The 25,891-nt window shown below is 63.0% G+C and carries 23 protein-coding genes and 2 pseudogenes; 16 read left to right on the top strand and 9 right to left on the bottom strand.

Annotated features, from left to right (window positions below; translation table 11 throughout):
- Positions 1 to 107: 107 nt before the first annotated feature.
- A complete protein-coding gene (locus QF036_RS11355; protein WP_307101851.1) occupies positions 108 to 380 on the bottom strand; it encodes a hypothetical protein in 273 nt (90 codons plus the stop codon).
- A 224-nt stretch (positions 381 to 604) separates the two neighbouring features.
- Here QF036_RS11355 and QF036_RS11350 point away from each other — a divergent pair, with 224 nt between their 5' ends.
- On the top strand, positions 605 to 2,845 hold the full coding sequence (locus QF036_RS11350) for an amylo-alpha-1,6-glucosidase (protein WP_307101850.1): 2,241 nt from the start codon (positions 605 to 607) through the stop codon (positions 2,843 to 2,845).
- A gap of 72 nt (positions 2,846 to 2,917) precedes the next feature.
- A pseudogene (locus tag QF036_RS11345) lies at positions 2,918 to 3,926 on the top strand (IS481 family transposase).
- 1,147 nt (positions 3,927 to 5,073) lie between these two features.
- Here QF036_RS11345 and QF036_RS11340 read toward each other — a convergent pair.
- Positions 5,074 to 5,505 carry an SRPBCC family protein gene (locus QF036_RS11340; RefSeq protein WP_307101848.1) on the bottom strand — a complete coding sequence of 144 codons (432 nt, stop codon included), beginning with the start codon at positions 5,503 to 5,505 and terminating at the stop codon, positions 5,074 to 5,076.
- Positions 5,506 to 6,235: 730 nt separating this feature from the next.
- Between QF036_RS11340 and QF036_RS11335 the strand changes: the two genes are divergently transcribed.
- Both QF036_RS11335 and QF036_RS11330 read left to right on the top strand, forming a co-directional pair.
- Positions 6,236 to 6,661, top strand: coding sequence for a hypothetical protein (locus QF036_RS11335; RefSeq protein WP_307101846.1), 426 nt, complete (start codon positions 6,236 to 6,238; stop codon positions 6,659 to 6,661).
- Positions 6,662 to 6,765: 104 nt separating this feature from the next.
- Positions 6,766 to 6,954 (top strand): hypothetical protein, encoded by a 189-nt coding sequence (locus tag QF036_RS11330; RefSeq protein ID WP_306922513.1) that lies wholly within the window; start codon positions 6,766 to 6,768, stop codon positions 6,952 to 6,954.
- Positions 6,955 to 7,207: 253 nt separating this feature from the next.
- Here the strand turns inward: QF036_RS11330 and QF036_RS11325 are convergent, their stop codons facing one another.
- The gene (locus tag QF036_RS11325; protein WP_307101844.1) at positions 7,208 to 7,546 is read right to left on the bottom strand and encodes a hypothetical protein; all 339 of its coding nucleotides are present in this window, start codon (positions 7,544 to 7,546) and stop codon (positions 7,208 to 7,210) included.
- A 494-nt stretch (positions 7,547 to 8,040) separates the two neighbouring features.
- On the opposite strand from QF036_RS11325, the gene QF036_RS11320 reads away from it, so the two are divergent.
- The 8 genes and pseudogenes from QF036_RS11320 to QF036_RS11290 all read left to right on the top strand — a co-directional run bounded on the left by QF036_RS11320 (position 8,041) and on the right by QF036_RS11290 (position 14,401).
- Positions 8,041 to 8,607 carry a hypothetical protein gene (locus QF036_RS11320; RefSeq protein WP_307101843.1) on the top strand — a complete coding sequence of 189 codons (567 nt, stop codon included), beginning with the start codon at positions 8,041 to 8,043 and terminating at the stop codon, positions 8,605 to 8,607.
- A gap of 516 nt (positions 8,608 to 9,123) precedes the next feature.
- Positions 9,124 to 9,675 carry an AMIN-like domain-containing (lipo)protein gene (locus tag QF036_RS11315; RefSeq protein WP_307101841.1) on the top strand — a complete coding sequence of 184 codons (552 nt, stop codon included), beginning with the start codon at positions 9,124 to 9,126 and terminating at the stop codon, positions 9,673 to 9,675.
- 290 nt (positions 9,676 to 9,965) lie between these two features.
- Positions 9,966 to 10,514, top strand: a complete 549-nt coding sequence (locus QF036_RS11310) for a hypothetical protein (RefSeq protein ID WP_307101838.1) — start codon at positions 9,966 to 9,968, stop codon at positions 10,512 to 10,514.
- A gap of 9 nt (positions 10,515 to 10,523) precedes the next feature.
- Positions 10,524 to 11,000: a hypothetical protein gene (locus QF036_RS11305; RefSeq protein ID WP_307101836.1), complete on the top strand. Its 477-nt coding sequence runs from the start codon at positions 10,524 to 10,526 to the stop codon at positions 10,998 to 11,000.
- Positions 11,001 to 11,222: 222 nt separating this feature from the next.
- A complete protein-coding gene (locus QF036_RS11300; protein WP_444875981.1) occupies positions 11,223 to 11,846 on the top strand; it encodes a hypothetical protein in 624 nt (207 codons plus the stop codon).
- Positions 11,847 to 11,958: 112 nt separating this feature from the next.
- A pseudogene (locus QF036_RS25300) lies at positions 11,959 to 12,042 on the top strand (DUF4031 domain-containing protein); the annotation flags it as partial.
- Positions 12,043 to 12,384: 342 nt separating this feature from the next.
- Positions 12,385 to 12,936: a M15 family metallopeptidase gene (locus QF036_RS11295; RefSeq protein ID WP_307101834.1), complete on the top strand. Its 552-nt coding sequence runs from the start codon at positions 12,385 to 12,387 to the stop codon at positions 12,934 to 12,936.
- Positions 12,937 to 13,387: 451 nt separating this feature from the next.
- Positions 13,388 to 14,401 carry a DUF4236 domain-containing protein gene (locus QF036_RS11290; RefSeq protein WP_307101832.1) on the top strand — a complete coding sequence of 338 codons (1,014 nt, stop codon included), beginning with the start codon at positions 13,388 to 13,390 and terminating at the stop codon, positions 14,399 to 14,401.
- Positions 14,402 to 15,162: 761 nt separating this feature from the next.
- Here QF036_RS11290 and QF036_RS11285 read toward each other — a convergent pair.
- Positions 15,163 to 15,339: a hypothetical protein gene (locus QF036_RS11285; protein WP_307101830.1), complete on the bottom strand. Its 177-nt coding sequence runs from the start codon at positions 15,337 to 15,339 to the stop codon at positions 15,163 to 15,165.
- 985 nt (positions 15,340 to 16,324) lie between these two features.
- On the opposite strand from QF036_RS11285, the gene QF036_RS25295 reads away from it, so the two are divergent.
- Together QF036_RS25295 and QF036_RS11280 are read left to right on the top strand one after the other, a co-directional pair.
- Positions 16,325 to 16,738: an excalibur calcium-binding domain-containing protein gene (locus QF036_RS25295; RefSeq protein ID WP_373427866.1), complete on the top strand. Its 414-nt coding sequence runs from the start codon at positions 16,325 to 16,327 to the stop codon at positions 16,736 to 16,738.
- Between the two features lie 39 nt (positions 16,739 to 16,777).
- A complete protein-coding gene (locus QF036_RS11280; protein WP_307101827.1) occupies positions 16,778 to 17,482 on the top strand; it encodes a class F sortase in 705 nt (234 codons plus the stop codon).
- 492 nt (positions 17,483 to 17,974) lie between these two features.
- Here QF036_RS11280 and QF036_RS11275 read toward each other — a convergent pair whose 3' ends face one another.
- Positions 17,975 to 18,292: a hypothetical protein gene (locus QF036_RS11275; protein WP_307101825.1), complete on the bottom strand. Its 318-nt coding sequence runs from the start codon at positions 18,290 to 18,292 to the stop codon at positions 17,975 to 17,977.
- Positions 18,293 to 19,213: 921 nt separating this feature from the next.
- Between QF036_RS11275 and QF036_RS11270 the strand changes: the two genes are divergently transcribed.
- Both QF036_RS11270 and QF036_RS11265 read left to right on the top strand, forming a co-directional pair.
- Positions 19,214 to 19,768 carry a DUF3090 domain-containing protein gene (locus QF036_RS11270; RefSeq protein ID WP_307101823.1) on the top strand — a complete coding sequence of 185 codons (555 nt, stop codon included), beginning with the start codon at positions 19,214 to 19,216 and terminating at the stop codon, positions 19,766 to 19,768.
- Between the two features lie 393 nt (positions 19,769 to 20,161).
- On the top strand, positions 20,162 to 20,467 hold the full coding sequence (locus tag QF036_RS11265) for a hypothetical protein (protein WP_307101821.1): 306 nt from the start codon (positions 20,162 to 20,164) through the stop codon (positions 20,465 to 20,467).
- A 229-nt stretch (positions 20,468 to 20,696) separates the two neighbouring features.
- On the opposite strand, the gene QF036_RS11260 is transcribed toward QF036_RS11265, so the two are convergent.
- From QF036_RS11260 to uidA, 4 genes are read right to left on the bottom strand one after another with little or no spacing between them, the layout of a single operon-like run.
- The gene (locus QF036_RS11260) at positions 20,697 to 21,266 is read right to left on the bottom strand and encodes a gluconokinase (RefSeq protein ID WP_307101819.1); all 570 of its coding nucleotides are present in this window, start codon (positions 21,264 to 21,266) and stop codon (positions 20,697 to 20,699) included.
- Positions 21,256 to 22,485 (bottom strand): D-mannonate dehydratase ManD, encoded by a 1,230-nt coding sequence (manD, locus tag QF036_RS11255; RefSeq protein WP_307101817.1) that lies wholly within the window; start codon positions 22,483 to 22,485, stop codon positions 21,256 to 21,258. Before manD ends, QF036_RS11260 begins: the two co-directional genes overlap by 11 nt.
- 32 nt (positions 22,486 to 22,517) lie before the next feature.
- On the bottom strand, positions 22,518 to 23,957 hold the full coding sequence (gene uidB / locus QF036_RS11250; RefSeq protein ID WP_307101816.1) for a glucuronide transporter: 1,440 nt from the start codon (positions 23,955 to 23,957) through the stop codon (positions 22,518 to 22,520).
- Between the two features lie 59 nt (positions 23,958 to 24,016).
- The gene (uidA, locus tag QF036_RS11245; RefSeq protein WP_307101814.1) at positions 24,017 to 25,840 is read right to left on the bottom strand and encodes a beta-glucuronidase; all 1,824 of its coding nucleotides are present in this window, start codon (positions 25,838 to 25,840) and stop codon (positions 24,017 to 24,019) included.
- Positions 25,841 to 25,891: the final 51 nt, after the last annotated feature.

Raw genomic sequence — 25,891 nt, 5'->3', positions numbered from 1 at the left:
AAGCCGCTCTTCTCATGAAACCGGATGGCCTCGGCATTCTCGCTGTTCATACAAAGCCACACCCCGACCGCGCCCATATCAACTCCTTGTGCCAGAGAGGCCCGGCATCACTCGGGCCGCAGTTCCTGGCCCATGGTGCTCGAGGCGGGCGTTTGACCATGGGTGCAAGAGCCTTGGAATTTTCCTGTGGCAAGCAGGCCGGGTTTTTTGTCCTGCTTCCCACCGGAATGCTCCAGCCCAGAGAATGCAGGGAGGGCCAGCCGAGCAGGTAGCCCTGTCCGGGCGGCCATGCCCGCTCGTGTGACGGCGGTCAGTTCTTCGTGGTTTTCGATGCCTTTGGCGAACAGTACTGCCCCTATTCCGTGCGCCAGCTCGATCATGTCTCGGCAGGGGGCTGCGCCCGGCTACGGCCCGGAAGCGCCCCCGAATACAGCCGCGTGATCATGAACACGAATGGATTCGGCTCTATCCTTTTCCCCCTGGTTCCTTCATCGTCACGAACAGCCCGCTCTGACCACAGCGCTTGGGCCCCCATCTGGCAGGCGTTCTGCGATGGGCGTAGATTCGGCTCAGGTTGGTGTGGCGTCTTCGCAAGGAGCCTGAGATGGCTGGATGGAATGCAGACAACGCGGCCGGGCCGATCGGGCAGGGAGCCCTGACGTTGGTGGCAGGATCATCCTTCTGTATATCGCTGCAGAACGGTGACATCTTCCCCCATCATCCTCACGGCGTTTTCCAGCGGGACACCAGGATCGTGTCACGATGGTCGCTCACCGTAAATGGACAGCCTGTGGAGCCACTGGGAGCGTGGACCCCTTCGCCCTACCAGGGCACGTACATGGGGAGGGCAGCGCGGAGCGATGGACTCACCGACACCCCGCTGACGGTCGAGCGGAACCGCGAGCTGGGAAACGGCATCGTGGAAGACATCACAATTCACAACTATTCCCTGCAGCCCGCCTCCTGCGAGATCGCCTTGGCCGTGGACGCCGACTTCGCGGACCTTTTCGAAGTCAAAGAGGGCCGGTTCCACCGACTGTGGGAACAGACCCGGCGGACGAGAGCCGGGTCCGTGACGATAGAAGCGGCATGGCAGGAAACACGGAAAGGAATCGTCGTGCGGATGCGCGACGCCGAAGCCAGCGAGGAAGGTCTCCTCCTGCACATGATCGTCCCGGCGCACGGAAAGTGGAGTGCCCGGGCGACCGTGCTGCCGCTGACAGCTGAAACCGAAGTCGACGCGGGCCTGCCGACCCTCGTCCTCTCAGCCGAGATGATCTCAGCACAGGAGCGGCGCCAGAAAGCATGGGATGCACATATTCCACTTCCCCGTGTGGGCAATCCAACCGTAGAACGAAGCCTCCTGCGCAGCCACGACGACATCGGGGCCCTGCGCATCGTTGACCCCGACCATCCCGACCGCATGGTCGTCGCCGCCGGCGCACCATGGTTCATGGCACTGTTCGGGCGGGACTCCCTTCTGTCCTCCTTTATGGTCCTGCCCGTCGACGCAACACTGGCGTTGGGCACTCTGCAGACGCTGGCCGACCGGCAAGGCACGAAAGTGGATCCGCTGACCGAAGAGCAACCCGGCCGAATTCTGCACGAGGTGCGGCTCGACGTCGGAACGAGCCTGGCCCTCGGCGGCAGATCAGCCTACTACGGCACTGCCGACGCCACTCCCCTGTTCGTCACCCTGCTCGGCGAAGCAAGCCGCTGGGGACTTGCTGCCCACGACATCGCAGCGCTGGTACCCCATGCAGACCGTGCCCTTAAGTGGATCCGGGACTACGGAGACCGCGACGGCGACGGCTTCGTTGAGTACAAGCGCCTCACCGACCAGGGCCTCGCCAACCAGGGCTGGAAGGACTCCTGGGACGGGATCAGCTTCGCCGATGGCAGGCTTGCCGAGCCGCCCATTGCGCTCTGCGAGGTTCAAGGCTATGTCTACAGCGCCTACATGGCACGGGCCTGGATTGCCTACGACGCCGGTGACGAGGCTCTCGGCAAGGACCTCCGGGAACGTGCGGAACAGCTGAAAAAACAGTTCAACGAACAGTTCTGGATGCCGGACCGCGGGTACTACGCAATCGCACTCGACCGGGATAAGCGGCCCGTCGACGCGTGCGCCTCCAACATGGGCCATTGCCTGTGGTCAGGCATCGTGGACGAGGATAAGGCACAACAAGTTGCCCGCCGGCTGATGTCCGCGGAAATGTTCAGCGGCTGGGGCGTGCGCACCCTGGCAACGGACATGGGGGCGTATAACCCGGTCAGCTACCACAACGGCTCTGTCTGGCCTCACGACAATGCGCTCATAGTCGCAGGTCTCATGCGGTACGGCTTCGTGAAGGAAGCGCGGCAGCTGTCCACCTCACTGATGGAAGCCGCCGAATACACCGACAACCGGCTGCCCGAACTGTTCTGCGGATTCAGCCGTTCGGATTGCCCCCAGCCCCTCCCCTATCCAACTGCTTGCTCACCCCAGGCATGGGCCTCGGCGACACCCGTGATGCTGGTACGCAGCCTCCTGCGCTACGAGCCCGACGTCCCCTTGGGCGTACTCTGGATCGATCCCGCATTGCCCGAAAGGTGGGGAAGCATGCACACCACCAACCTGCCGGTGGGCGGGGCACGCGTCACGCTCGATGTGTCGGCATCCCATGTGACCGTGGAGGGACTGCCCCCAGGCATGGTGTTCCGCCGGGGAACACGCCCACCCCTAGCCGACCTGATGGAGGCTAAACAGGCTGCGTCCCAAGTGATGGACGGCTGGCGAAGACTCCCTAGGTGTACTGCCCAGGGACGTTGGTTGGGTGAATGTGATGACTCGCTGGAGTCGTGACTCATGGGTGAGGACCTCCGGTTGCACAGTGGAGTTGCTTAGACAACCGCTGAAGCGACCAGGAGGTCCTCAATGTCCCACGCTAATGCTGCTTTGACTCCACGCCAACGGTTACGCGTCGCGCGGCTCGTCGTTGATCACGGCTGGCCGGTGTCCCGGGCTGCCGATCAGTTCAATTGCTCCTGGCCCACCGCCAAACGGTGGGCAGCCAGGTATGCCGCGATGGGCCCAGCCGGCATGACGGACCGATCCTCAAGCCCGCACCGGGTGGCGAACCGGACTCCGCCGCATCTGGTTCGCAAGGTCGTGCACCTGCGCTGGAAGCAAAGGCTGGGGCCTGTCGCGATTGGAGCGAAGCTGGCCATGCCTGCCTCCACGGTCCACGCGGTCCTGGTCCGGTGCCGGCTGAACCGGCTGCATTACGTGGATAAGCGCACTGGGGAAGTCATCCGCCGCTACGAACACGACAAACCCGGGGCGATGATCCACGTCGATGTGAAGAAGCTCGGCAACATCCCGGACGGTGGCGGCTGGCGCTACGTTGGCCGGCAGGAAGGCAAGAGGAACCGCGCTACGACTCCGGCAAAGCCGCGAAGCAACCACCGTAACCCGCTGATCGGCACCGCCTACGTGCACACCGTCGTGGACGACCACTCACGCGTCGCCTACGCCGAGATCCATGATGACGAAACAGCGGCCACCGCAGCCTCCGTTTTGAAAAGGGCAGTATCCTGGTTCGCCGCGCGCGGCGTCACCGTCGAGCGAGTCCTTTCCGACAACGGATCAGCGTACAAATCGAACCTCTGGCGGGACACCTGCCGGGAGCTGAACATCAAGGCCAAGAAGACCCGACCCTACCGTCCGCAAACCAACGGCAAGATCGAACGGTTCCACCGCACACTGGCCGACGGATGGGCCTTCAAACGCTTCTACGCCACTGAATCAGCCCGCAGAAACGCCCTCCCTGCATGCCTGCCTGCCTGCCTGCCTGCACCACTACAATCACCACAGGCCCCACACCGCAATCGGAGGCCACACGCCCATCAGCCGCTTAACCAACCTGCCTGGGCAGTACACCTAGGCCACCGCTGCCCACCGAAGGCGCAGTCGAGGCCTTCCTAGGTGTCTGCCTCTCCATGGGGTTCTCAACGTCCGAGTCCTCCACCTTTGGTTTACAACCTGGCCTTTGCAGGGCTCTCGCTGTGGCCCTCTTGATGTACCTCTGCCGGCTTGCCACCTTCAGCGTGCTGCTGGCCCTCGCCGTCCCCGCAAAACGTGGTGAGGACGCTAGGGGCAGATGTCCGCGGCCTATCGCATTCCTCAGACTCCCCCGTTACGCGCGGGAGCCGGTCGGGATCGCCGCCCACGGCCGCTCCGTCACTTCTACGGTCAACTGGAGGCTGCGAATGGCTCCTCGCCGTATCCATCCGCGATGGTCACAAGCCAAACCAAAGAGCCAGGAGCGGCGCCTTCCTGATCTCATCTGCACCAAGGCCACATCACATGTCAATCGCGGACGGTAGGTAGCTTGCTGTCATAGGTCACGGACTTTGCCCCGCCGTCTCCACAAATACGAAACGATGAGCAGAACAACAAGAAGCAGAATGCCCGCGATTAACAGCGGCGCAATACCACCATCGGGTTGCTGCTGCGTGCCAGTGTTGCCGGGTACAGGAGGCGAGGATTCGGTAGGTGTTGCTGTTCCTGTCGGCGCCGGGGTCACGCCCGTGGGGGCCTCCGTAGGAGAAGGCTGCTGCAGCCGTACACCGTAGGCTGAGGAAACTTCCGCTACAGGAGCTGCGCGGTCACCCAGAGCACTGGCCGACGCGCCAACCATGTACGCGCTGCCAATGATGGTAAGAGCCACGAACACTCCCAACCATGTCCATCGCATAAGATCTCCCCAGCACTGGGTCTTCCCGTTCCGGCCGTGCCCGCCCTGAACGAGGATCGGGACGTCAACCTCATTGTCGGCTTTGCCCTGCCACCTGTCCAGCAATGCCGGATGACGGTCAGCAGCGCGTTAGGAGGAACGGACCGGTGATGCTCACGGGCGCGCTGCTGGGCCCATCGGCGATCAGATTCCGGCGAGTCGATCCGCTAGCCGGCTGTGCTCAATGCGGGCGGTAATCGGCAGCTTCAAATCCCGGTTCGCTGCCGGTCCGACCCAACCCCGGAACCCTCCGAGCCGGCCGCCACTGTCCTGCAGGGCCGTTTAGCGTTCCTTGCTAGGCGTCGGTGCCGGCGGGGCGGGATTCGATGAATTCCTTAAACCGGAGCAGGTCTGCCCGAACCTGCATGTTGTCAAAGCCCAGGGCTGCCCCGACCTTCTCTGCCAGGTTTTCCGGCGACCATTCCAACCGGGCCCAGACGCGCGTGGTGCGGGGGCCCAGCTGCGTGAATGCCACGGCACCAGCGTGCGTGATGCCGTCGGTGCTGCGCCACGCCATCCGCTCGTCCGGGCGGTCTTCCACTATTTCTGCATCGAATTCCCGTTCCGCCCCGCCGATGTTCGTCACCCAGTGCGTGATCCTGTCACTGACCCGCCTTACCGACTGAACGCCCGACATGAACTGCGGAAAGGATTCAAACAGCCACCACTGCTCATACGCCTCGCGCACTGGAACAGCCACCTCGATGGTTTCCTCGACAGTCTGCATGTCTTCCTCCTCCGGGCCTTAACCCCTGCGCCGCGTACTTCACTCTTTTTCACAGTGCTCGTACCCAGTCCCCGGCGAGCTGAACCGAAAAAGGGCAGGGAGGATCGATTCTGATCCCTGGCGGGAATCGTCTCCGGTGGTGAGCAAAAGCTCAGGACCGTGCGGCATCCGGTCCCGCCGTCCGAGAGTCGACCCGCCCGGCGCCGTCGAGAAAGCCCGAAAGGAAGCGAGCAGTGCCGCCAAGCCCACTGGAATAAACAAGAAATGTGCACCCGGCGGGGCTCGGGCTGCGCTCAGCACCCACGAATCCCCACGGGGGCCGCAGCGCTGGCTCATCATCCTGCGTGCCCGCCAAAAGTGAGGCCTATGCAGACAGGGCAGCGCAGGGTAGCTTCAATAGGAGGAGCCTGCCTGTCGAAGTTCTTCCGCGGGCACCACCCGTCCAGGGATTGTGCACTCCCTCGGGAACAGCCGCTGTAGCCGCATGGTGGCCCATCACGCACTCGGAGCAGAGAGCCTGCCATGGCTACCCCATATTTCCGGCTGTTCCTTTCCTACGCCGCGCATCTGCTCCGGACACGGCAATCCCTTGCGGCCGGCCCGACCCCAGCCCGGAACGGCCTTCTGGAACGATACGCGAATGTGCCGCACCGCCCTGCATCACGACCGCTGCGAAGGGTCCCGCCGCAGCAAATGACACACTCACCAGCTACCCGCAGGCAGGTTGATCATGGTTTCCGGTTTTTACTTCCGCGGTGACGGCGCCGGGCGGCACCGTGTACCACCGGTGATGTGCGGCAACTGCGGTACAGACCGAAATCTCATCATCAGATCCGTCACCGATATGCCGGCCCAGCCGCCCGAGGTCGTCCTCGTGTCCTACACATGCAGCCGATGCGGGACCTTCGATGAGCACCCGGCCCAGGCCGTCGACCTGAACCAGGTCCTGGCCCGTCCGGAACAGGCAGCGGACGTGCTCATATTAGGCAGCAACTACATGCACTGCAGACAGCCCATGGAACAGGCAGGTTCAGAGCTGCGCAAGCTCTCCGTGCCGGTCTCCACCGAGGAAGGAGCCAAGGACGCCTTGGGCGTCTACCTCTCCACTCGTGTTCTCAGATGCGACTGCGGCTTCCAGATGGAACTGCCGGAATGACCCACCCGCTGCAGGCGACACACCCGCATTACAGGCAGCAGCCAGGATTATCCCGCCCGCCGTTTCTGCATCTGCGCTTTCACCCCATCAAGAGAGATTCCGCCATGAATGAAGACAACAGCCCCCACGGTGGAGCAGCCGCTGCCCGCACCGGAGCCAACGACCACTCCTGGGAACGCGAGCACCGCCACCCCACGATCACCCAGGCCCGTGGCATCCTCCAGCGACGAAGGGAAGCGGAGGCAAAGCTGGAGCAGCATCAGCAGGAAGCCCGTCGCAGGGCTGCGGGATAACCCGGAAGCTCACCCGCGCTTGGCGCTGCCTCAGGACTATCACCGCCAGTCAGGCGTAAGTCTGCTTCAGGTCTGGCCTGCGAGGACAGCTCCCGACGGGACGCCAGGAGGAAGGAGCGGCCCAGTCCCGGATTTATGCCAGAGATTTTGCCGAGTGGTCCCCGGCGGGTCCTCCACTCGTGTAACTTCTTCGGCTCGGGAACCGGGCGCGCTGGCCGCCAGAGAAAATTCCGGGCCGTGGCTTCTCGCCGAGTCAGGGCTGCTCGTGCTGGGCCCACAGTTCGCGCAGCTCGCGCTCCGCGGCAAGGATTCTGCGGACGAAGATGATGCACTGATCATCGCTGAGACTGAAGGCACTGGCGACTGCCTGGCCCCGTTCGGCATCATGGACCGTCTCCATCGCTGCCTGCAGGTCAAGTTGGAGGGCCAAAATCGTGGGCGGCAGTTCCGAATCGGGGGCGACTTGTTCCGCCAGTCCGCTGTACTGGTAGGCATCCGCGAGCCGCTGTTGGATGCGCTCCGGCCCCGTCGCCAAAGCATCAATGGCGTGTTCGAATACGAAGAGCATGTGCTGCGCCCACGCATGTTCCATCGAGCTACCTTATCCATCCGCCGCCCGTCTTGGGAGCGGACTCTTTCTTCGAGCTCTGGACACGAACACTGAGCACCCTGCTCGGTCACAACAAGGTTAGCCCGCGAGCATTTCCTCCCCTGGGTCCGGCCGGTCAAGGGCATCAGCTCTGCGCCCTTCTCGGCGATGGCACTCCCGACACAGGCAGACGTACCCGGGATAGACTCCGTCCGCCAAGCACGCGGCGACGGCTGATCAAACTTGGTTCATGCCCCTTCTCCGCATACTGGCCCCGGAAGTAGACTGCGTCCGGGATACGGCAGCTAATCCGCGGCCGGACAAAGGCAGGGGGAGCCAATGAGTGATGCGCAGATTCAGCCAGACGGGACAGCCTCGGAGGAGACGTCTTCCCAGGAACAGGGGTTCGTCTCCGGGGGGTGGAAGCGTCCTGCACGGCCCGGGGCTTCGTCCGGGTACAACCGGAACCATTGGCCTGACTACCGACCCTCAGTCAGGTGACGCCCATTCAGCAGCTGATCGGACTTCTGGCCCGCGCTGATCCGGGGTTTGTCGCCGGGGACTATGCCACCCGCTTCAGGAGCGCGTCCGGGCCGGAGGACGAGACGGGCTTTTTCCGGTACTTTCGGGGCGGTTTCTGGGAGGTCCGCATCGACGGCGCCAGCCGGTCACTGAGGTCTCCGTGGGGCCTGCGGGTTGAGCTGGCATCAGGCCGTGTCGAGGAAGCCCCGGGCAGGGGCACACTGCCTCCGCGTTATCCACCGTGGTCCCTCGTGCTGCCGCGGTACTCAACATTCCTGGGCCGAGAACATGATGATTGGCAGCTGGACGCCAGCCGGCCAATCCTGGAGGACAACGGCTCGCTGACCGCTGCGCTAACGAATCTGGAGGATCCCGAATACAGCGGCATCCTTACAGTCAGCACGGACACCTACACGATCACGTCGGTCGACCTTGGTCACATGGTGCAGACGCTCGCCATTGTCCGTACAGAGCCGGACGCCGAGGACCTGGCAGTTCTGGAGGACATCAAGGCCAGCACCAAGGCATCAGGTGAGGCCTAGGAGCCCGCTACCCTTGCCCGTTGAGATCCTCAGCCATCCGTTCGGGAAGCTGCCGCTGCCGCTTCGGAGGCGCGACTAGTGTAGCCGCTGCCAAGAATGAGCCAGCTGCCAGCAGCCCAGGTCAGCGCCGAACAGGACCATCATCGAGACGGGCACCGGACCGGCCGTCAGAGCGGTGACACGAAGCTCGGCCCCGCCGCTGAATCCATCAACCGTCGGCACTCTAGGAGGCCGAAGTGCGCCCGGATGGTTTTCGGGTGGCCAGCTAGGGACCGGAGTCGCCTGCCCTTGCTTCCGGCGCCGTATCGGCCGTTACCGGCGATAACAGGAGAGTTGAGAAACGGCCACGAACGTCTTTCGGGGGTGCCGAAACGGGCCCCCGGATTTACGCTCCCGTGATCGTTTTCCCTCCCGTTTAACGGTTGTACGAAGAACCGAAAACATCCCTCGTTTCGGGCTTTTGCCGCTCCTACTCTGGTGTCGTCCAAATCACTCACACCCGAAAGGGGTGCCCGCATGAAAAAAGTAAGCGCCTGGCTGGCAGTCATCATGATGGCTCTCGGGCTGGGCCTAATGGCTCCGGGGGCTGCTTCCGCAACCCCTTCCCACTGCCGACTGGCATGGGGCTCGCTGGCCAAGACCAACCAGACCATGAGCGCTGCATCAGTAACTAATGTGCGCTCGGGGAAGTACTACTGCTTCGACCGCCTGGTGATCGACCTCAAGGGGAAGGCAACCGGCTACAACGTCCGCTACGTCCCAAAGGTTGTCCAGGACGGGTCCGGACTGCCCATCAAGCTGAGAGGCCGTGCATTCCTGCAAGTCACCGTCCACGCACCCAGCTATGACAGCGCCACCGGCAAGGCTACCTTCGTGCCGGGCAACCGCTCCGAGGTGGTCAACGTCTCGACGTACAAGACGTTCAGGCAGGTTGCCTGGGCGGGCAGCTTCGAGGGCCGCACCACCCTGGGCCTCGGCGTCCGCGCCCGGCTGCCCTTCAGGGTCTTCACCCTCGCAGGTCCCGGCAACGGATCCCGGCTCGTGATCGACGTCGCCCACCAGTGGTGACAGCGGCATCGCGGCCGCAAGCCCCTGACGGGCACGGAATCCTGTCCGTAAAGCTTGGGAAAGTCTTCAAGAAATTCTCCCAGACCCCTCACCTGGGGGGAGAAAACGAGCCCCGGCTATCAGGTAGACCACGGGTTTTACAGCCTGGTGGATGCATATTGGTCCTGTCACTGGAGCAGAGGTAGCCGCGAACCGTAGCTTCAGATCGCCGGGTCCGGAATGCACCCCCCTGTACCCCCGGGCCCGGCGGACACCACCTGCGGCGACCCCTGCAGGAGTAGGATGCGCCCATGGCAGCCGAGACGCTCAGGCCGGCGCAGCGCAGCCGGCGCGAGACGGTCTACGGCAAGCTGTCCGCCGCGCTCTGCTATTTCGGCTTCCTGATACCAAGCATCATCGGCAGCAACCTGGGTTTCTGGCCGTCAGCCCTGGCTGCCGTTGCCCTCGTGCTGTCCGGAGCACTGGTCTTCGTGTGGCTGACCGTTCCACTGCGGAAAGTACGACTGGACAGCGACAGGAAACGCGGCCTCATCGAATGCGCTATCCGAAGCCCCGACGCTCCTCCCGGGACGCTCCAGGACCGGTGGAAGCCCGGCTACGCGGAAATACGTCACGGCACCATCAGGTTCCAGGCCCTGTACGGCGACATCGAAGAACCCTCCGGTCCGATCAGCACCTTCTCCGGCATTACGGCGCTGCACGAGCTGCCGCGGCCCCAAAAGCGCCCCGCGGACGCGAAGCGGAAATGGAAGATCCTCGCCATGATCACGGACCAGGGGCCGCTGGAGATCGCTGCCGGAGAGGCCGGGATGCAGCTACTCGAATTGCAGAGCAGGTAGGGGCGGGTCATGGTCACCGGGCAAGGCCCGAACGGCAACAAGTACGAGTGGCAGTCCTGGCCTCCGGACTCGCTCGAGGGCATGCCGCCGAAGCGCCGGCGACTCGTTGCCTGGGGGCTCCTGTGGTTCCTCCTCGTGGGCTGGCTGGTCGGGGTCATCCTGGAGGTCGCCGGCGTTTCCCAGCCCTGGCGCTCACTGCTGACCCTGACAGGAGCGGCTGCCCTCTTCGCACCGCTGATTCGCGGAGCCGTATTGGAGACCCGACAGCTGCGCGCTGAAGGAATTACCCTCCCCTCCTACCCGGTCACCCGCAAAACCCTGATCTCCAGTGCGGTCATCACCGGCATCCTCTGGGTCCTCTTCGCCGTCCTCGTGATCAGTGGCCAGCCCGTATTTCCGCTGCTGGCAGTCGCGTCCACGATCTGGCTGCTGTACCTGCTCCGACGGTGGAAGACCGAGCAGCAGGAGCCCCGAACCGGGTCTTGACCGTCACAATCCTGACTGACATCCCCGCCGTTTCGAACCTGCCCTTTGTGGTTAGCAAGCTTCCCACGCTCCACTGGGCCAGCCTCGCGGCGGGCCCGTCGCAGCGGCGGTCACTGCGTTCGCCGGGATGCTCCTGAGAGCCAGGGGGCTCACCCTATTGTGACCCCGGCCGGGTAGACGCTGGTGTCTAGGCGCACATCTGGCATCACAAGCTACGTTTCCTTGGACTCGATCATCAGCGCCGCCGGCGAGCTGAAGTACATCGGCGCCATCAAGCGTGCCCTTGCCGCCGAGTTCAAGCAGCCCGAGGACGACTGGGTGAAGTTCCTGACGTCCAAGGTCTACGAGGGGGCCTACACACAGAAGGTGCGCGAGCAGTTCACGAGCCTTGTCACGAAGGCGACCAAGCAGTTCCTCAACGACCAGGTCAATGAGCGGCTCAAGGCCGCCCTCGGCCAGCCCAATTTCCCGATGGCTGCCGACGCAGAGATCGCCGCCACCGTAACCAGCGAAAAGCCGGCCGAAGACGACCTCATCGAGAACGGCATCGAGACGACCCTCGAAGAGCTGGAGGGGTACCACATCGTCCGTGCCATTGTGTGCGGCGAGGTGAAGCCGGCACGGGTTGTCCAGCGCGACGCCAAGTCCTACTTCGCCATCCTCCTGGACGACAACAACCGTAAGCCGATCGGGCGGCTGCACTTCAACCGCGCCCAGAAGTACCTCGGTGTGTTCGACGAGAACAAGATCGAGACCAGAATTCCGATCACCGCGCTCGATGAGATCTACGAGCACGCGGATACCTTGCGCTCCAGCGTAAAGATGTACCTGGGCGAAGCCTCGTAACAAGCGAATAGAAGCTAGACGACAAGAAGGAGCCGGGGGCAACCCAGGCTCCTTCTTCATCCAGCGACTTCCGCGGCAGGACCTCCCGGTGTGACGGGCGCGGTGAACGACCATGGCGGTTTATGTTGATAACTTCCGGACCCCGGCGACGCTCGGCCGGATCAGGGCCCGCTGGTCGCACCTCACCGCACACACGACTGAGGAACTGCCCGAGTTCGCCCAAAAGCTCGGGTTCAAGCCATCCTGGATCCAGAACCCGGACATAGCTGGAAAGAACACCTCGACGTTGTCGGCTCCAAACCGCCGCCGGTGGGCCCCTCACTACTGCGGGCTTTGGAACACACCCTCGCCCTGCTCCATCCGCCAACAGCGTGCGGTCGCGGAAGCCAAGACCTTGAAGGCAGCCTCATGGCGCCGCCTGCCACCGGTAGGACGGGTTGAGCGTGACCACCGCAGGGGTCATGCTGACAAACAGCTACGGACACGACACCGTTGCATCCATTGGAGGGACGAACATGTTTTGGAAGAGCCTGCGCTGATGGAGAGAATACTTGCTGTCACCGCAGATGATCTGCCCTACAGCTGGAACCCTGCATGCCCGGTGTCCTGGAGGGAGCTGGCACTGGTCCAGTTCACCCACGTGGACTTCCAGGGCAGACTTGGCGAGGGCTCCCTGGTGGTCCTCGCCGAGCTGGCCCCGGCCGTTTTGGAGATCATGGACCTCGCGCTCACGCTCCGCTTCCCCATCCACAGCGCAGTTCCCATAGACGCCTTCTTTGGCGATGATGACGCCTCGATGTCCGCCAACAACTCGTCCGGCTTCAACTTTAGACCGATAGCAGGCACCAGCGAACTATCCCTGCATTCGCTGGGAAGGGCTGTGGACATCAACCCCGTGCTCAACCCGTACCAGGAGCACGACTTGCGGTGGTCCCCGCCCGAGGGTGTACGACACCTCGATAGGTCCAAGCCGGTCCCCGGCATGTTCACCCCCGGCCATCCGATGGTGGCTGCGTTTGAAGAGCATGGCTTTGAATGGGGCGGAAGCTGGGAACGCCCGGATTACCATCACTTTCAAGTGGCCCCATAGCTTCGATACAGGAGTCCTGTCCGGTGAGACTTCCCCTGCCTGCCCCACACATGAGCGGCACCGGCAATCCGTCCGCCGCCACTACGAGGGGCTGATCATGACACCGAACGCCACGAGCAGGCCATCGCCGCCATCGAGAAACGCCTGGCGAATCAAAGCTGGAACCGGTCGCCCCAGAGATCGCCGAAATCCGTATCGAATCCCACCGTAAAGCAATCCGCCGACACCGGGCCGGACTCGAAGAAGTACCGGCCGTGAACGTCCTGGCCCCTGTCGCACGCCGGGTCGCCCGGGAAGACCGCCGTCGGGCCAAGAAGGCCTCGGGAGAAAACACTTGAAGACCACCAGGGACCCGATTTTCACACTGCCGGCGGCCGGTGAACCGGCCTGAACCTATACTGAATCCGGGCTGCGCTGGGTAGCTGCAAGAGCATTGAAAATGGGGGCCAGCATGGGGTTCAGGGTACGCAAGTCGTTCAAGATCGCGCCCGGGGTCAGAATGACCGTCACCCCGAAAAGCATCAGCCTCAGCGCCGGCGTCAAAGGCGCCCGCATCTCCGCCAACTCTTCCGGCCGGGTCACCCGCACGCTGAGCATCCCCGGCTCCGGCATCTCCCACACCAAGACCCTCTCCTCACCATCGGGCCGGTCGGCGGCTCCCGCCCGCGCCGCAGCTGCGTCGCGGCCGGCACCGGCGCCCAAGGCGGCGACGCCCGGCTTGTTTGCCCCCAAGTGGGAGAAGGAACTGCACAAGGCAGTCATCGCCCAGCGCGACCCCGCAGCCCTGGCCCGGATCGGCAACGACTACGAACCTGCCCGGCCGCTTGCAGCCCTGTTTGAGGCGACGCTGGCCGCTGTTCCCTCCGGCGACGTCCAGCGCGCCATTGACCTGCTGTCCTGGCTGTTCAGCACCGGCTACGACCCGGCCAAGGACGAGTTCATCACCAAGTACCTGCCCGCCGCCGGGTTCAACCTGTCCATCGCGGACGGCGTCGACGTGGTCCTCCCGCCGGACCGGGACTTCATCGGACTCATGCTCGCCGAACTTCACCAGGAAGCCGGCAACCTCCCCGCCGCCGTGGACGTCGTCGAGCAGCTGGAGCCGAGCACCATCACTGCGGTGTCCCTGGCCGAGCTCTACATCGAACAGAAGCGGTGGGCGGACGTTGTGGACCTCACCGAGGGGCTGACCAACGATGACGAGGCGGCCACGTACCTGCTGATCCAGCGCGGCATCGCCTTCCGCGAGCAGGGCTACCCGGACGCGGCCCGGGAATCATTCAAGGAAGCCTTGCGCGTCCGCTCCCGCCCGGCCGAACTGCGCCAGCGGGCACTCATCGAGCGGGGTCTGACCTACCTGAAGGAAGGCAAGCGGTCCCTGGCCCGGAAAGACTTCGAGAAGGTCCTCGCCGAGAACAGCGCCTACCCCGGCCTGCGCGAACACCTCGCCAACTTCCAGGATTAAAGGCTGATGCCTGCCCTGCCGCAGGGTCTCCGGCCGCCGCTGTCCCTGGCGACGGCCAAGGCGGTGAACCGGGTGCCAGGCCGGGGCGACATGCCCGCTGGAAGTCTGTATGAGCCCAAGTGGGATGGCTTCCTTCACCGCACATTGCCAATCCATAGCCATTGAACTGCTGGCGGTCAGCCACCTGCTGGCGCGCCGGTCTTCCTCACAATGCCCTTACGTGCGGCCAAAAAGCGGCGCATAACACTGGATGCCGAACGAGGTATCTTCGAATGCGCTCATCGCGAGAAGGGATCAGTTCTCAAAGGGGGATGGGCTCAGGGAGTTCCTAGTTCAAGAAGGGACTGGTTCGGGGAACAGGTTATTGTCAGGATTCTGCCAGTGGTCCAAGGAGACTTTCGATATGAATCAACGGGACAAGGATCGGCGCTGGGCCGTACGACGCGTCTTTGTTGATGCAGATTTGGCTGGCTTGGGATTCGGCAGTGTTGTCTTACCCCGAATACGAATATGACACGGAGGCGCTTGGCCATGTCGTGGCTGGTTAACGGGCTGCCTTCAACCGATGTCGCAGCACGGGTGGCCGGCTACATTCAGCGTGACTGGGGTGTCTCGAATCTCAAGACCTGAATGGCAGGGCTAGAGCCATACCCGGCCCTTTCGCCCGCTGTGGGTTACAGGACAGCAAATCGTCGGAATCGGTCAGGCCGCAGTATTCAATTGCAACGGCCATCGCAGACTCCCTGAACGGGCAGGGAGCCTCAGCGGCTTGGCTCCTCCGTGGCGTCAGGGTCCTCTTCGGGTTCGAATGTGTTGGGCTCCGCATCGGCAGTGATACCAATGCCGTCCCCGCCCTGAGGCATCGCGCCGTCGTCCTTGCCCTGTGCATCCTTTTGGGGTTCGTCCTCGGGCGGTGAGGCAGGTGAGTTGGTCGTCATCGCTCCTCCTTCATTGGCTCGGCCTCCACGCTAACAGCCGGCGGGGGGAAAGGCGCCGGACAAGTTCGAGAATTTTTTAGGGCCTCCCCGCCGTCGGACAACTTATGGAGCGCGCTGAAAGCTGGCCGAACCAAAAAGCCCTGACGCTGTACAGGGCGATCCCCCTGAAGACGACATGCCAGGGGGCGTGCGGTTGGGCCGCCGGCCGCTGAGCGAATCAAGCCGCGGGCCTCCTGCGACAGCACCATCGGCCGTGCTGGTCGCACTCGACGTCCCGGCCAGACTGTTCAAGGATGGTTGCAATAATGGGGTGCGGCAGGATCGGGCGTCCAGGAGCCAAGCCACTTCTTCCTGTCCTGATCGGCCTGTCCCAGTGGTCTTTGAAAGTGATCCCAACGGATACATCCCTCCCAGCCGTCCGCCAAGACGTCGTGTCGCCCGGAACCCTTCAAGGTTTCGGCTGCTGCCGCAGGTGCCGCTGGAAAGACTCGCTGGCATGCCGGTCACCGGCAATGTCGCCGGGCACGAGCGTCTGGAATCTTTCACGGGCAGGTGGCAGGACACGCTAGGTGACCACGGCGGTAGCCATCGCCACGCAATGACCGGTCTCGAACGCGGCAAAACTGGCACGGAGAGATGTTCCGTTTCGTTGGGACCCGGATGCCAAGGCCGCGGAAAGGTTGCTGCGGCCTGTCCTCGTCGCGAGGTTGCCCTGAGGTTAGGAGCCAAGCGGAGTTGGTGTGCCGGCTGCCGGTTCCAATTCTCCAAGTCATGCCAGCGGATCCGATCTGGAAGTGAAAAACCGGGTGGGCAAGGGAGGCGTCCGGTGCGAGCTGGTAGCAAGGCCGGCGCCGGACCCTTCGCCCGCCGGCTTGGCACGAAGGACTTCCTTCCGGCTCCTCCGATGCGATAGAAACAAAGCGTTAGACGCGGCTTGTCTGGCAGAACGCATCTGCCGGCCGTCAGATGTTCCATAGGGGGAAACATGATGAAAAAAAGCGCAGCAGGTCTCTCGTTCGCGGCAGTGGTTGGCCTTTCAGCCTTGTCCGCAACACCCGCAGCGGCAGTAACGCTCCCATTCCCGAACTGTGATGCAGCAGCAGCTGTAGGGGTGTACAACATTCCCGCAGGTACTCCTGGCTACGGCACTCATTTGGACCGGGACCGCGACGGTGTAGGTTGCGATGCACCCGGAACGCCTGCGTATGATGCCTCGTTAGTGGCCCGACTAACAGCGGCGCCTCCCCAGGTACCGAATATGCCGGTAGGCGGGGCTCCCACCGGTGTCAGGCAGGATACTAGCGACAACACGGGCGTTGTCGCTCTTGGAGGTGGCCTGGTGCTGGCAGCAATTGGTGGTGTCTTCCTGGTCCGCCGCCGCACCGCCAGCAACGCATAGCCACTGCACCACAAAGGACTACGTGATCCACTTTCACTGATGAACCATTCAATCCGCGACTACCGCAGAAACAGAATTGCTTCTGCGGTAGTCGCGCTTTCCATGCTCACCGGCTGTTCCGTCACGGCTACCGAGGCGAGTCCCTTACGCACGGTAACAACAGTTCCGTCCAGCCCAACAGCCAGTTGGATGGCCAGCCCTACAGCCAGTGGCCCGGCCAACCCGAGACCCAGTGCCAGGGCGGGACAGGTGCTGCCGAATGCCACTAAGGCCCCCCAACTGCCGGTCATGCCGGCCTCGACCCCCGTAGCGTTGCGTATTCCGGCCCTTGGGACAGAATCAAGGCTGCTCAGTCTTGGCCTGCGGGGCGATGGTTCCCTGGAAGTGCCGCCGGAGGGACCAGGGTCTCCCGCTGCTTGGTATAACGGATCTCCGACTCCGGGTGCCCGTGGGCCCGCTGTGCTTTTTGGTCATGTCAACGCCACTGGCGGAGGGCCAGGAGTCTTCGCTGAGCTACGAAGGCTGAAAGCGGGGGACACCATTGAGGTGAGTCGCCAAGACGGCAGGACCGCTACTTTTCTGTTCGATCGAGGGGAACGGTACCCCAAGAACAGTTTTCCTACGTACGCTGTTTACGGAAACACCCAAGGGGCGGAACTTCGTCTGATCACGTGCGATGGATATGACCCCGCAACCGGCGAGTTCGATGACAACTACGTGGTCTACGCCAAACTCGTCCCATGAGCGGGCGATACACGCAGCACCTTCAACGAATCAGAGCACAGCACCTCCCATCTCGCTGCCAGCCCCTCGCCCCGTCATAGTCTTGGCCCTCCATCCTTCCTCAGAGCCATCCTGACACTGGTCCCCCACGCTGTCCCTCGCGGGTGTTCGCCGCCGTCCGCGTTGCAATGGCTCTCGGCGTTTTAGGCCATTGGCTGGACCGCCCGTCATTGCACATTCTCTGAGCTTGACGTGTATGCCACCCAGGACACGGCACTTGCTTACATAACTTTGGTCTGGCCAGTTGCCTATAGTGGTCATGGTTTGCCCTGTCCCCCGAAATCCTCGCCACGTCCGTCCCAAACCCTCTAAGGGACAGAGCCCCACCAGGGCCTGGTGAATAGGTTCTTATCCGCTAAGGGTGCTACGGCGTCTCACCGTTCGGTCATGCAGCTACCCAAGAGGTTGGCAATGAACAGGCGTAAGAGACGAACCATGCAGCAGTGCCTCAGTTCAGGACAGTACGGTGAAAAACAACAGCGTCATGCAGTCGAGTCCGACGATGGCCATGAACAGCAATAGACAGAAAGATTCCCGGGTCCGGATCCGAAAGGCGGTGAGCACCATGGGCACCAACGCGGGGCAATGCTGGCACAACACCAGGGAGTAACCGACGGCCGGTACTTGTGTCTCACGGCCTAAATCCTCTACCAGTTGGTCCCAAGTCATGCCGCACTCCCCCAGTCGCACCATGAATAAGCAGAACAGCCACCAGAGGCCGAGCAGGAGGACCCAAGTGAACACCCAACCAGGCAGCAAAGAAAAATGCACAGAGTTTTCCTCAAGTCATGTTGACCAGGCCATGAACGTCGATGAACAGGTAGCGAACGATACACGGTCGATCCACGTAAGCCAGGAGGCAGCCGGTCACCAATGAAAAAGGCCCCCGAAGGGGCCCTTCACAACTCAATATGTCCACACTCAGAGGCTAGAAAGCCCCTGAACAGGGAAAACACGTGCCCGAGGTGGGACTCGAACCAGCCGCTCCCCCTGAAATTCCGCCACTCCCCCGAAAACATCCCCAGTCCGGCCCAGTCCGATGCCGGTGCAACCGAATCCGAAGCCCAGGGTGTGGACACTGTCCACACCCTCTTTGGTGAGCACTTTGAGCCCTAACCCATCCGAGTGTGACGATCCTTGCGCGGCGCTGAGAATCCCTCTCCACCACCAGCCGCCGTGCCAGGCCAACTGCGAGACGACGTTCCCGGGCTCAGCCGGAACCCGACTCACGAAATGGGCCGAGCAGTGATGTGCGGACCAAGCCGAGGACCGGGATTCATTGAACGTCATAGCGTTGCGACCTCCCTGCGACCATCTCATGGGCGCAGACAGTAGAAGAGAGCATGATCAGGACTTCGCTCCATAGAGCGCCGGACTGCTACCAGGCCCGGCGCCTTCCAACATGACGAAACACCGATTATCGGCATTCGAAAATGCCCGGGGGAGTCATCAAGTCAATCCTCGCCGACTGGCTCGGCATGCACCTTCACCTGTTCCAGCGCATTAACCGTGGGCCCCTGCTCCGTATCGATCGTGCCTGCGGTATAAGGCGACGAGCGTCTATGCGACCAACACCGAAACGGACGACATGTCGCGGCTGTCGAATGGCGTCGCGTCCACTGTGGCGATCCACCCGTGGGCGGCGGTGCAGGGCAAAAGGCACCATGAACCTCACGTGCCTAAAATACTGACATGCCTACACGTGTTCACGAGTTTGCCTGGCCCGATCGGGTCGTCGTTGGCACCATTGGCCTTCCGGGGGCGCGCACGTTCTACCTGCAGGTGCGCGCAGGGACGCAGATCGTGAGCATTGCCTTGGAGAAGCAGCAGTCGGCTCTGCTCGCCGAGAAGATCGACGAAATTCTCGACCAGCTCGTCACCATCGAGAACAACCCCTTCAGCGTTCCCACGAGTACTCCCATTGAACTTGTCGATAATGACCAGCTCGAGGCCGTTCAGGAGCAGTTTCGGACCGGCGCCATGAGCTTAGGTTGGGACCCAACGACGGCGCAGGTCGTAATAGAGGCCTACCCCATCACCGATGTCGATGCTGATGACAACGACGAATCCCTTGATGAGAACGGCCCTAACGAGAACGAAATGCTGCTGGTGCGGATGCCGGTCGGCACCGCCCGCGCATTCGCCAAGCGCACCCGTGAGGTCGTGGGCGCCGGGCGTCCGATCTGCTCGCTCTGCGGCTACCCCATAAACGCCGACGGGCACATCTGCACCCTTCCCGGGGTCTGATGCCAGCGCCGGACCTTGTGACCGCCGAGCTGACGCTCACCCGCGCATCATCGGCGACGTGATGATCGTCGATTGGCCGATAGCAGGCGAAAGTCCGCTGCGGGATTTTCCCCACGGCACCTAGCTCACCCAGGTTGACGGAAGGCCGGTTATCGGCGTTCCGTTTGGGCTGTCGCTGGACGAGGGAATTGCGCACTCAACTCGAATGAAACCTGCCAGGAGCCGGGCGTAACGGCCGCTCCTGGTCTCAGCGATTGAAGATCCTCATCCGCAATAGCCTGGGGTCTATCAGTCCCGTGCCAGTAGGGCTGATAGCGGATATTACGTCAACCTCGACCCTGCGTATCTCATCAACTGAATCAGTCAGACGCTCTCCCGCCGCCGCTCCAGGACTTGGCTTTCCGGAAAGAATACCGTGACGCTGTCGTCTTCGCCGCCGGCCAGTCCGGCCTGTCTATTGAAAAGGCACGCGGCCAGACCCAGGATGATTGGACCAGAAACAGGAACATGGTCTCCGGCCAACTGGAGGGACGGCGCCTGATCTGCACTCTGCGTGTCCACAACCCGACACGGTGGATCGACTTCACTGCAGCCAAATCGATCGCGTATTTGAACTGGAACCTCGGGCAGAAACTGTTCAACGCCTTCGCGATCTGTATGGTCAAGTTTGCCAATCTGCCGAGAAAGACCGCGAAGTGACGACCGTGTCTTGTTCTGAAGCAACGGCCGGTCGTCCAACTCTTTGAGTGCCGACAGTTAGCTGGACCCTCGGACTTGGTTGCGGCATCTGGGGTTATTTCCGTCCCGCCGTGGAAACGGTCCAAGGACGCGAAAACGGACAGGTGCTGCCCGATCCCCGCAGCACCTGTCCGTTGCCTCCATACTGGTCCGGAACCCTAGCTGTTTCCGCACTGGCGAGACGTCGGGCCTAGAGACGAGTGTCGAATGAGCCGCCGACGACGTTTTCGTTGAACGTCCCCTGGACCCCGGCAGCAACCGCTTCATCGACGATCTGGCCCACGGGCGTGGCAATGTTCATCATTACCCCGGCTTCGTCGGGTTGCAGTGCTTCAAGGGTTTCCAGCTGCGAATCCAGCAACGAAAGGGGCATGAAGTGTCCAGGCCGTGCGGCCATCCGGCCGGCGAGGAGGTCCCGGGTGCCGTGCAAATGCACGAACACCACGGACGGATCGCCGCTGCGGATGATATCGCGGTAGTCGCGCTTGAGTGCGCTGCATGCGATCACCAGTCCAGTGTCCGACGCCGCGAACCGCCTGCCGATTTGGGCCAGCCACGGTGCTCGGTCGGCGTCGTTCAACGGAATGCCGGATGCCATCTTGTCGATGTTCGACTGCGGGTGCAGCGAATCGCCGTCGACGAATTTAGCTCCGATGCGTTCGGCGATGGCCGCGCCCACTGTGCTCTTGCCACAGCTGGTCACGCCCATCACTACGATGTGGCGGGGGGCGGGAGCAGCCGTTTTCAGCTCACCAGTCATGAACGGTTCCGTCGACGAGGCGGTTGTAGGGCAGGTAGGCCTGCTGGTACGGGTACGCGGCTGCGGCGTCCTCGTTGAATTCGACGCCGATGCCGGGCTTGTCGCCCGGGTGCAGGTACCCGTCCGTGAAGGTCATGGACTGCTCGAAGACCTCGTTGGTAGCAACGGAGTGCTGCATGTATTCCTGGATGCCGTAGTTGTGGATTGCCAGGCCCACGTGCAGCTGCGCGGCGAACCCGACAGGGGAGATGTCGGTGGGGCCGTGGAAGCCGGACTTGATCTGGTACTGCGCGGCGAAGTCCATGACCTTCTTCAGCGGTGAGATTCCGCCAAAGTGCGTGGACGCGGCCCGGACGTAGTCGATGAGCTGTTCCTTGATGATGGTCTGGTAGTCGTAGACGGTGTTGAAGATCTCCCCGATCGCCAAAGGCGTGGTGGTGTGCTGACGCACCAGGCGCAGGGCCTCCTGGTTCTCCGCCGGGGTGCAGTCCTCCAGCCAGAACAGGTCATACGGTTCCAGCGCCTTGCCCAGCTTGGCGGCCTGGATCGGCGTCATGCGGTGGTGCCCGTCGTGCAGCAGCGGCAAATCCGGGCCGAACTCGTTCCGGACAGCTTCGAACACGGTGGGCAGGTGGCGCAGGTAGGCCCGGGTATCCCAGTCCTCCTCCACCGGGAACGCGCCGCGTCCCGCGGGCTCGTAGTCGTACCGCTCCCCCGAGGCCTGGGCCTGGGCTGCGACGCCATAGACGGCCCTGATGCCGGGGACGGCGGTCTGGATCCGCACGGACTTGTAGCCGAGCTCCAAGTGCTCGCGGACGGAGTCGAACAGCGAGGGGATGTCGGAGCCGGAGGCGTGGCCGTAGGCGCGCAGGCCGTTGCGGGACGCGCCGCCGAGGAGCTGGTAGACCGGCATGCCGGCCATTTTGCCCTTGATGTCCCACAGGGCCATGTCCACTGCTGCGATCGCGGCCATCGTCACCGGGCCCCGGCGCCAGTACGAGGACCGGTACAGGAACTGCCAGGTGTCTTCGATCCGGTGTGGGTCCTTGCCGATCAGCAGCTGGGCGACGTGCTCCTTCAGGTACGCAGCAACGGCAAGCTCACGCCCGTTCAGGGTGGCGTCACCGATGCCGGTGACGCCGTCCTCGGTGGTGATGCGTAGGGTCACGAAGTTACGGGAGGGGCTGGTCACGAAGACTTCCGCGGCAATGATTTTCACAACAGGTCCTTTCGGATGGACTGGTTTAGGGGTCAGTTGGTGGGCGCCGCGTGCGGCTTCGTGGCCGTGTTCGTTTCGGTGCCGTCTGTGTCGTCCTTGAAGGGCTCGGCGGCGGCGTCAGCCTTTTTGGGGGCATCGCCGCTTTCGCGGCGGGCCCGGATCTCTGTGAGGATCTCGGCGTGCTTGGCATCGGTCAGCGTGTACTTGGTCATGACCAATACCGCGAGGATTGTCAGTACGGCAGGTAGTGCACCCGCTGCGATCTGAATGCCGAACACGGCGTCGGGGGTCTGGGCGGCGCCCCCGGACTTGTAACCGCCCAGTGCGAGTGCGTATGCGGCGAGGGCGCCGCCCACGGCCTGGCCGGTCTTGCGGGTGAAGGAGAACAGGGCGTAGGTGATGCCTTCGGTGCGGACGCCGGTCTTCCATTCGCCGTATTCCACGGTGTCTGCTTCGAGGGCCCAGACCACGATGCTCATCGCGAGCACGCCGACGAGGCTGAGCACGAGGCCGGCAAAGCCGATCATGGTCTGGCTTGCCGGCGTGAAGAAGATCACCACACCGCCGGCGACAGTGATTAGGGAGGAGTAGATGTAGACGTGCTTCTTGCCGATGTTGCGGACCAGTTTGGGCATGAACGCGGCCAGGACGAAGGTCAGGACAAGCTGGATGATGGACAGCACCGGGTACAGGTCCAGGCGGCCGAGGACGTCGCGCAGGTAGTACAGCTGCACGGAGGTCAGTGCCAGGTAGCCGGAGAGGAAGAGGAAGGAGCTGATGCAGAGCATCAGGAGGGGCTTGTTGCCCTTTAGGGTGTCCATGCTCTGCTTGAGCGAGACGTTCGGTACGGCGCGGTGGACGCGTTCCTTGGCGGTGAGGACGGTGAAGAAGTACAGGACGGCGCCGATGCCGACGAACACCAGGGTGATGGTGGTGAAGGTTGCCTGCAGGTCAGCGCCAGGCTTGATGAGGGGTGCAACGAAGATGCCGAGGGCCGAGCCTACTAGCAGACCGCCCACCATGCGTGCGGAGCCGAGCTTGGCCCGGTCCCCGGGGTCCTGGGTCATGGCGCCGGCGAGTGAGCCGTAGGGGATGTTGACAAGGCTGTAGGCCAGGCCAAGGGCGGCATAGGTGACGTAGGCGTAGAGCAGGGTGCCGGACTCGCCCAGCTGCGGGACGGAGAAGGTTGCAACGCTCAGGAGCAGCAGCGGGATGGAGCCGAACATGATGAACGGACGGAACTTCCCGAAGCGCTTGCTGTAGGTCCGGTCCACCAGGCGGCCGGCAAAGACGTCGGCGAACGCGTCGAAGATCCTGACGACGAGCAGGAGTGTGCCTGCCGCTGCGGCGGAAATGCCGGCGACGTCGGTGTAGTACACCAGCAGGAACATGGTGGCGGTGGTGAAGGCGAGGTTGTTGGCGGCATCTCCGGCGCCGTAGCCGATGATGCTGAGCTTGCTGAGCTTTTTCATGAGGTGTGGGCTCCTTTACCCAAGTGTCTGCCAGGGGCAGCCAGAAATAGTGAAAAGTGCTAGGGGTTGGTGATCGTCTTGTCGCTGCCGTTTTTGAGGCCGGCCAGGGCGGTCCAGCGCTGGCGGAGGGCGAAGGCGGCGGGCTTGGGACGGCGGTCGCGGGTGAAGACACCCTTCTTGTTGCCGTCCACGCGCATGATGCCGTTGGAGGTCTGGAAATCTGCGAAGTTCCAGACTTGCTCGCCCACCATGGCGTCCACGCGGTCGAAGACCCGGTGATACATGGCCAGGAACGCGGCCTGGTATTCCTCGCTCCAGGGCTGTTCATAGATGGAGTGGAAGCCGGGCATGGTGTCCGGTCCGTACTCGGTCATGATCATGGGTTTGCCGTATTTGGCTTCCCATTCCCGCAGTTCCTTCTCCAGGACTTGCTCCGCTGTCTCCAGGTCCCCGTTGTTCAGGTACCAGCCGTAGTAGCGGTTGAGCATGATGACGTCGAAGAGGTCGCCCAACAGTTCCTTGTCCGGGGTGTCGAACATGACGTTGACGTAGCCCACGGGGCGGGTGGGGTCCAGCTGCCGGGTGAGTTCTGCCAGCGGCTGGAAGTATTCCCGGGCGCCTTCCTCTGAGCCGTTGGGCTCATTGGCGATGGACCAGATCACGACCGAGGGGTGGTTCTTGTCGCGGGCGACGAGTTCCCTGATGGCCTGGCGGTGGTTCGCTGTGGTGTTCGCGTCTACTCCGCCCTCGACGTACGTCGGCTTGGCGATACCGCCGAACACGGCCCCGAAGCCGAGGTGCAGCCCGACGGCGGCCGTTTCGTCGATCACCACGATGCCGTGCCGGTCGGCAAACTCCATGACTTCTTCGGCGTAGGGGTAGTGCGAGGTGCGGAAGGAGTTGGCGCCCACCCAGTCCAGGAGTTGGAAGTCGTTGACCATCTGGGCGTTGCTGTGGCCCTTGCCGATGGCCACGTGGTCCTCGTGCATTCCGAATCCGGTGAAGTAGAACGGTTCGCCATTGATGAGGAATTCCTTGCCGCTGACCTGAATTGTCCGGACGCCGACGGGGAGGGTGTAGCTGTCCAGCAGCCGGCCGCCGTCGTGGATCTCGGCGGTGAGGCTGTACAGGTAGGCGGCACCCGGCTTCCAGAGCACGACGCCGTCAATCACCAAGGCGCCCTCGGCGCCTTCTGCTGCGGCGACCTCGGTGCCGTCAGCATCGCACAGGGTGACTCTGACGGTCTCGTTTCCGGTGCCGCCGGCGGGGGCGACGGTGTAGTCGATGGTGCCGGTGCTGCCTTCAAAGCCGGTTACCACCGTGATGTCGTCCACGGTGACGGCAGGGGTGCTGTAAAGCCAGATGCTGCGGTGCAGGCCGGCGTAGTTGTAGAAATCGTGGAGGTAGCTCTGCTGGCGGCGTCCGTCCTCGGTGACAGTGATGCTGCCCGGCGGAATGGTGGCCTGGGTGAGCTCGTTGTTCACGGAGATGGTCAGCCGGAAGTTCTGGCCGGCGGTCACGTGCTCGGTGATGTCCGCACTGAAAGGCATGTAGCCGCCCGTGTGCTCGGCGACGAGCACATCATTGACCCAGACCATGCCCTCGTGGGTGGCGGAGTCGAGCCGGAGGTGGATCCGCTCCCCTGCCCAGCCGCGGGGAACCCGCACCTCGCGCTGGTACCAGACGTAGCCCACGTGGTCACGGATTGCCTTGTCCGGGAAGACATCGTTGTAACTGGCAGGGACCCCCATTTCGAGGTCGGATTCCAGCGCTTTCCTAAACCATTCCTGGCGGTGGCCGGCACGCTCGAAGTCCACCTTGAAGCGGTAGATGCCGTCGAGGTTGACCAACTCGCGGGTTTCGCTGGCCTGGGGCTTAAGCATTTGCGGGATTCCTAACGCGTCTTTGCGGGCTGAGCCGGAGGGGAATTCTGG

Origin of the sequence: Arthrobacter globiformis (genome assembly GCF_030817195.1) — a bacterium.
Lineage (GTDB): Bacteria > Actinomycetota > Actinomycetes > Actinomycetales > Micrococcaceae > Arthrobacter > Arthrobacter globiformis_D.
The sequence above is the reverse complement of the archived record's forward strand: the minus strand, read 5'-3'. Positions and strand labels throughout refer to the sequence as shown.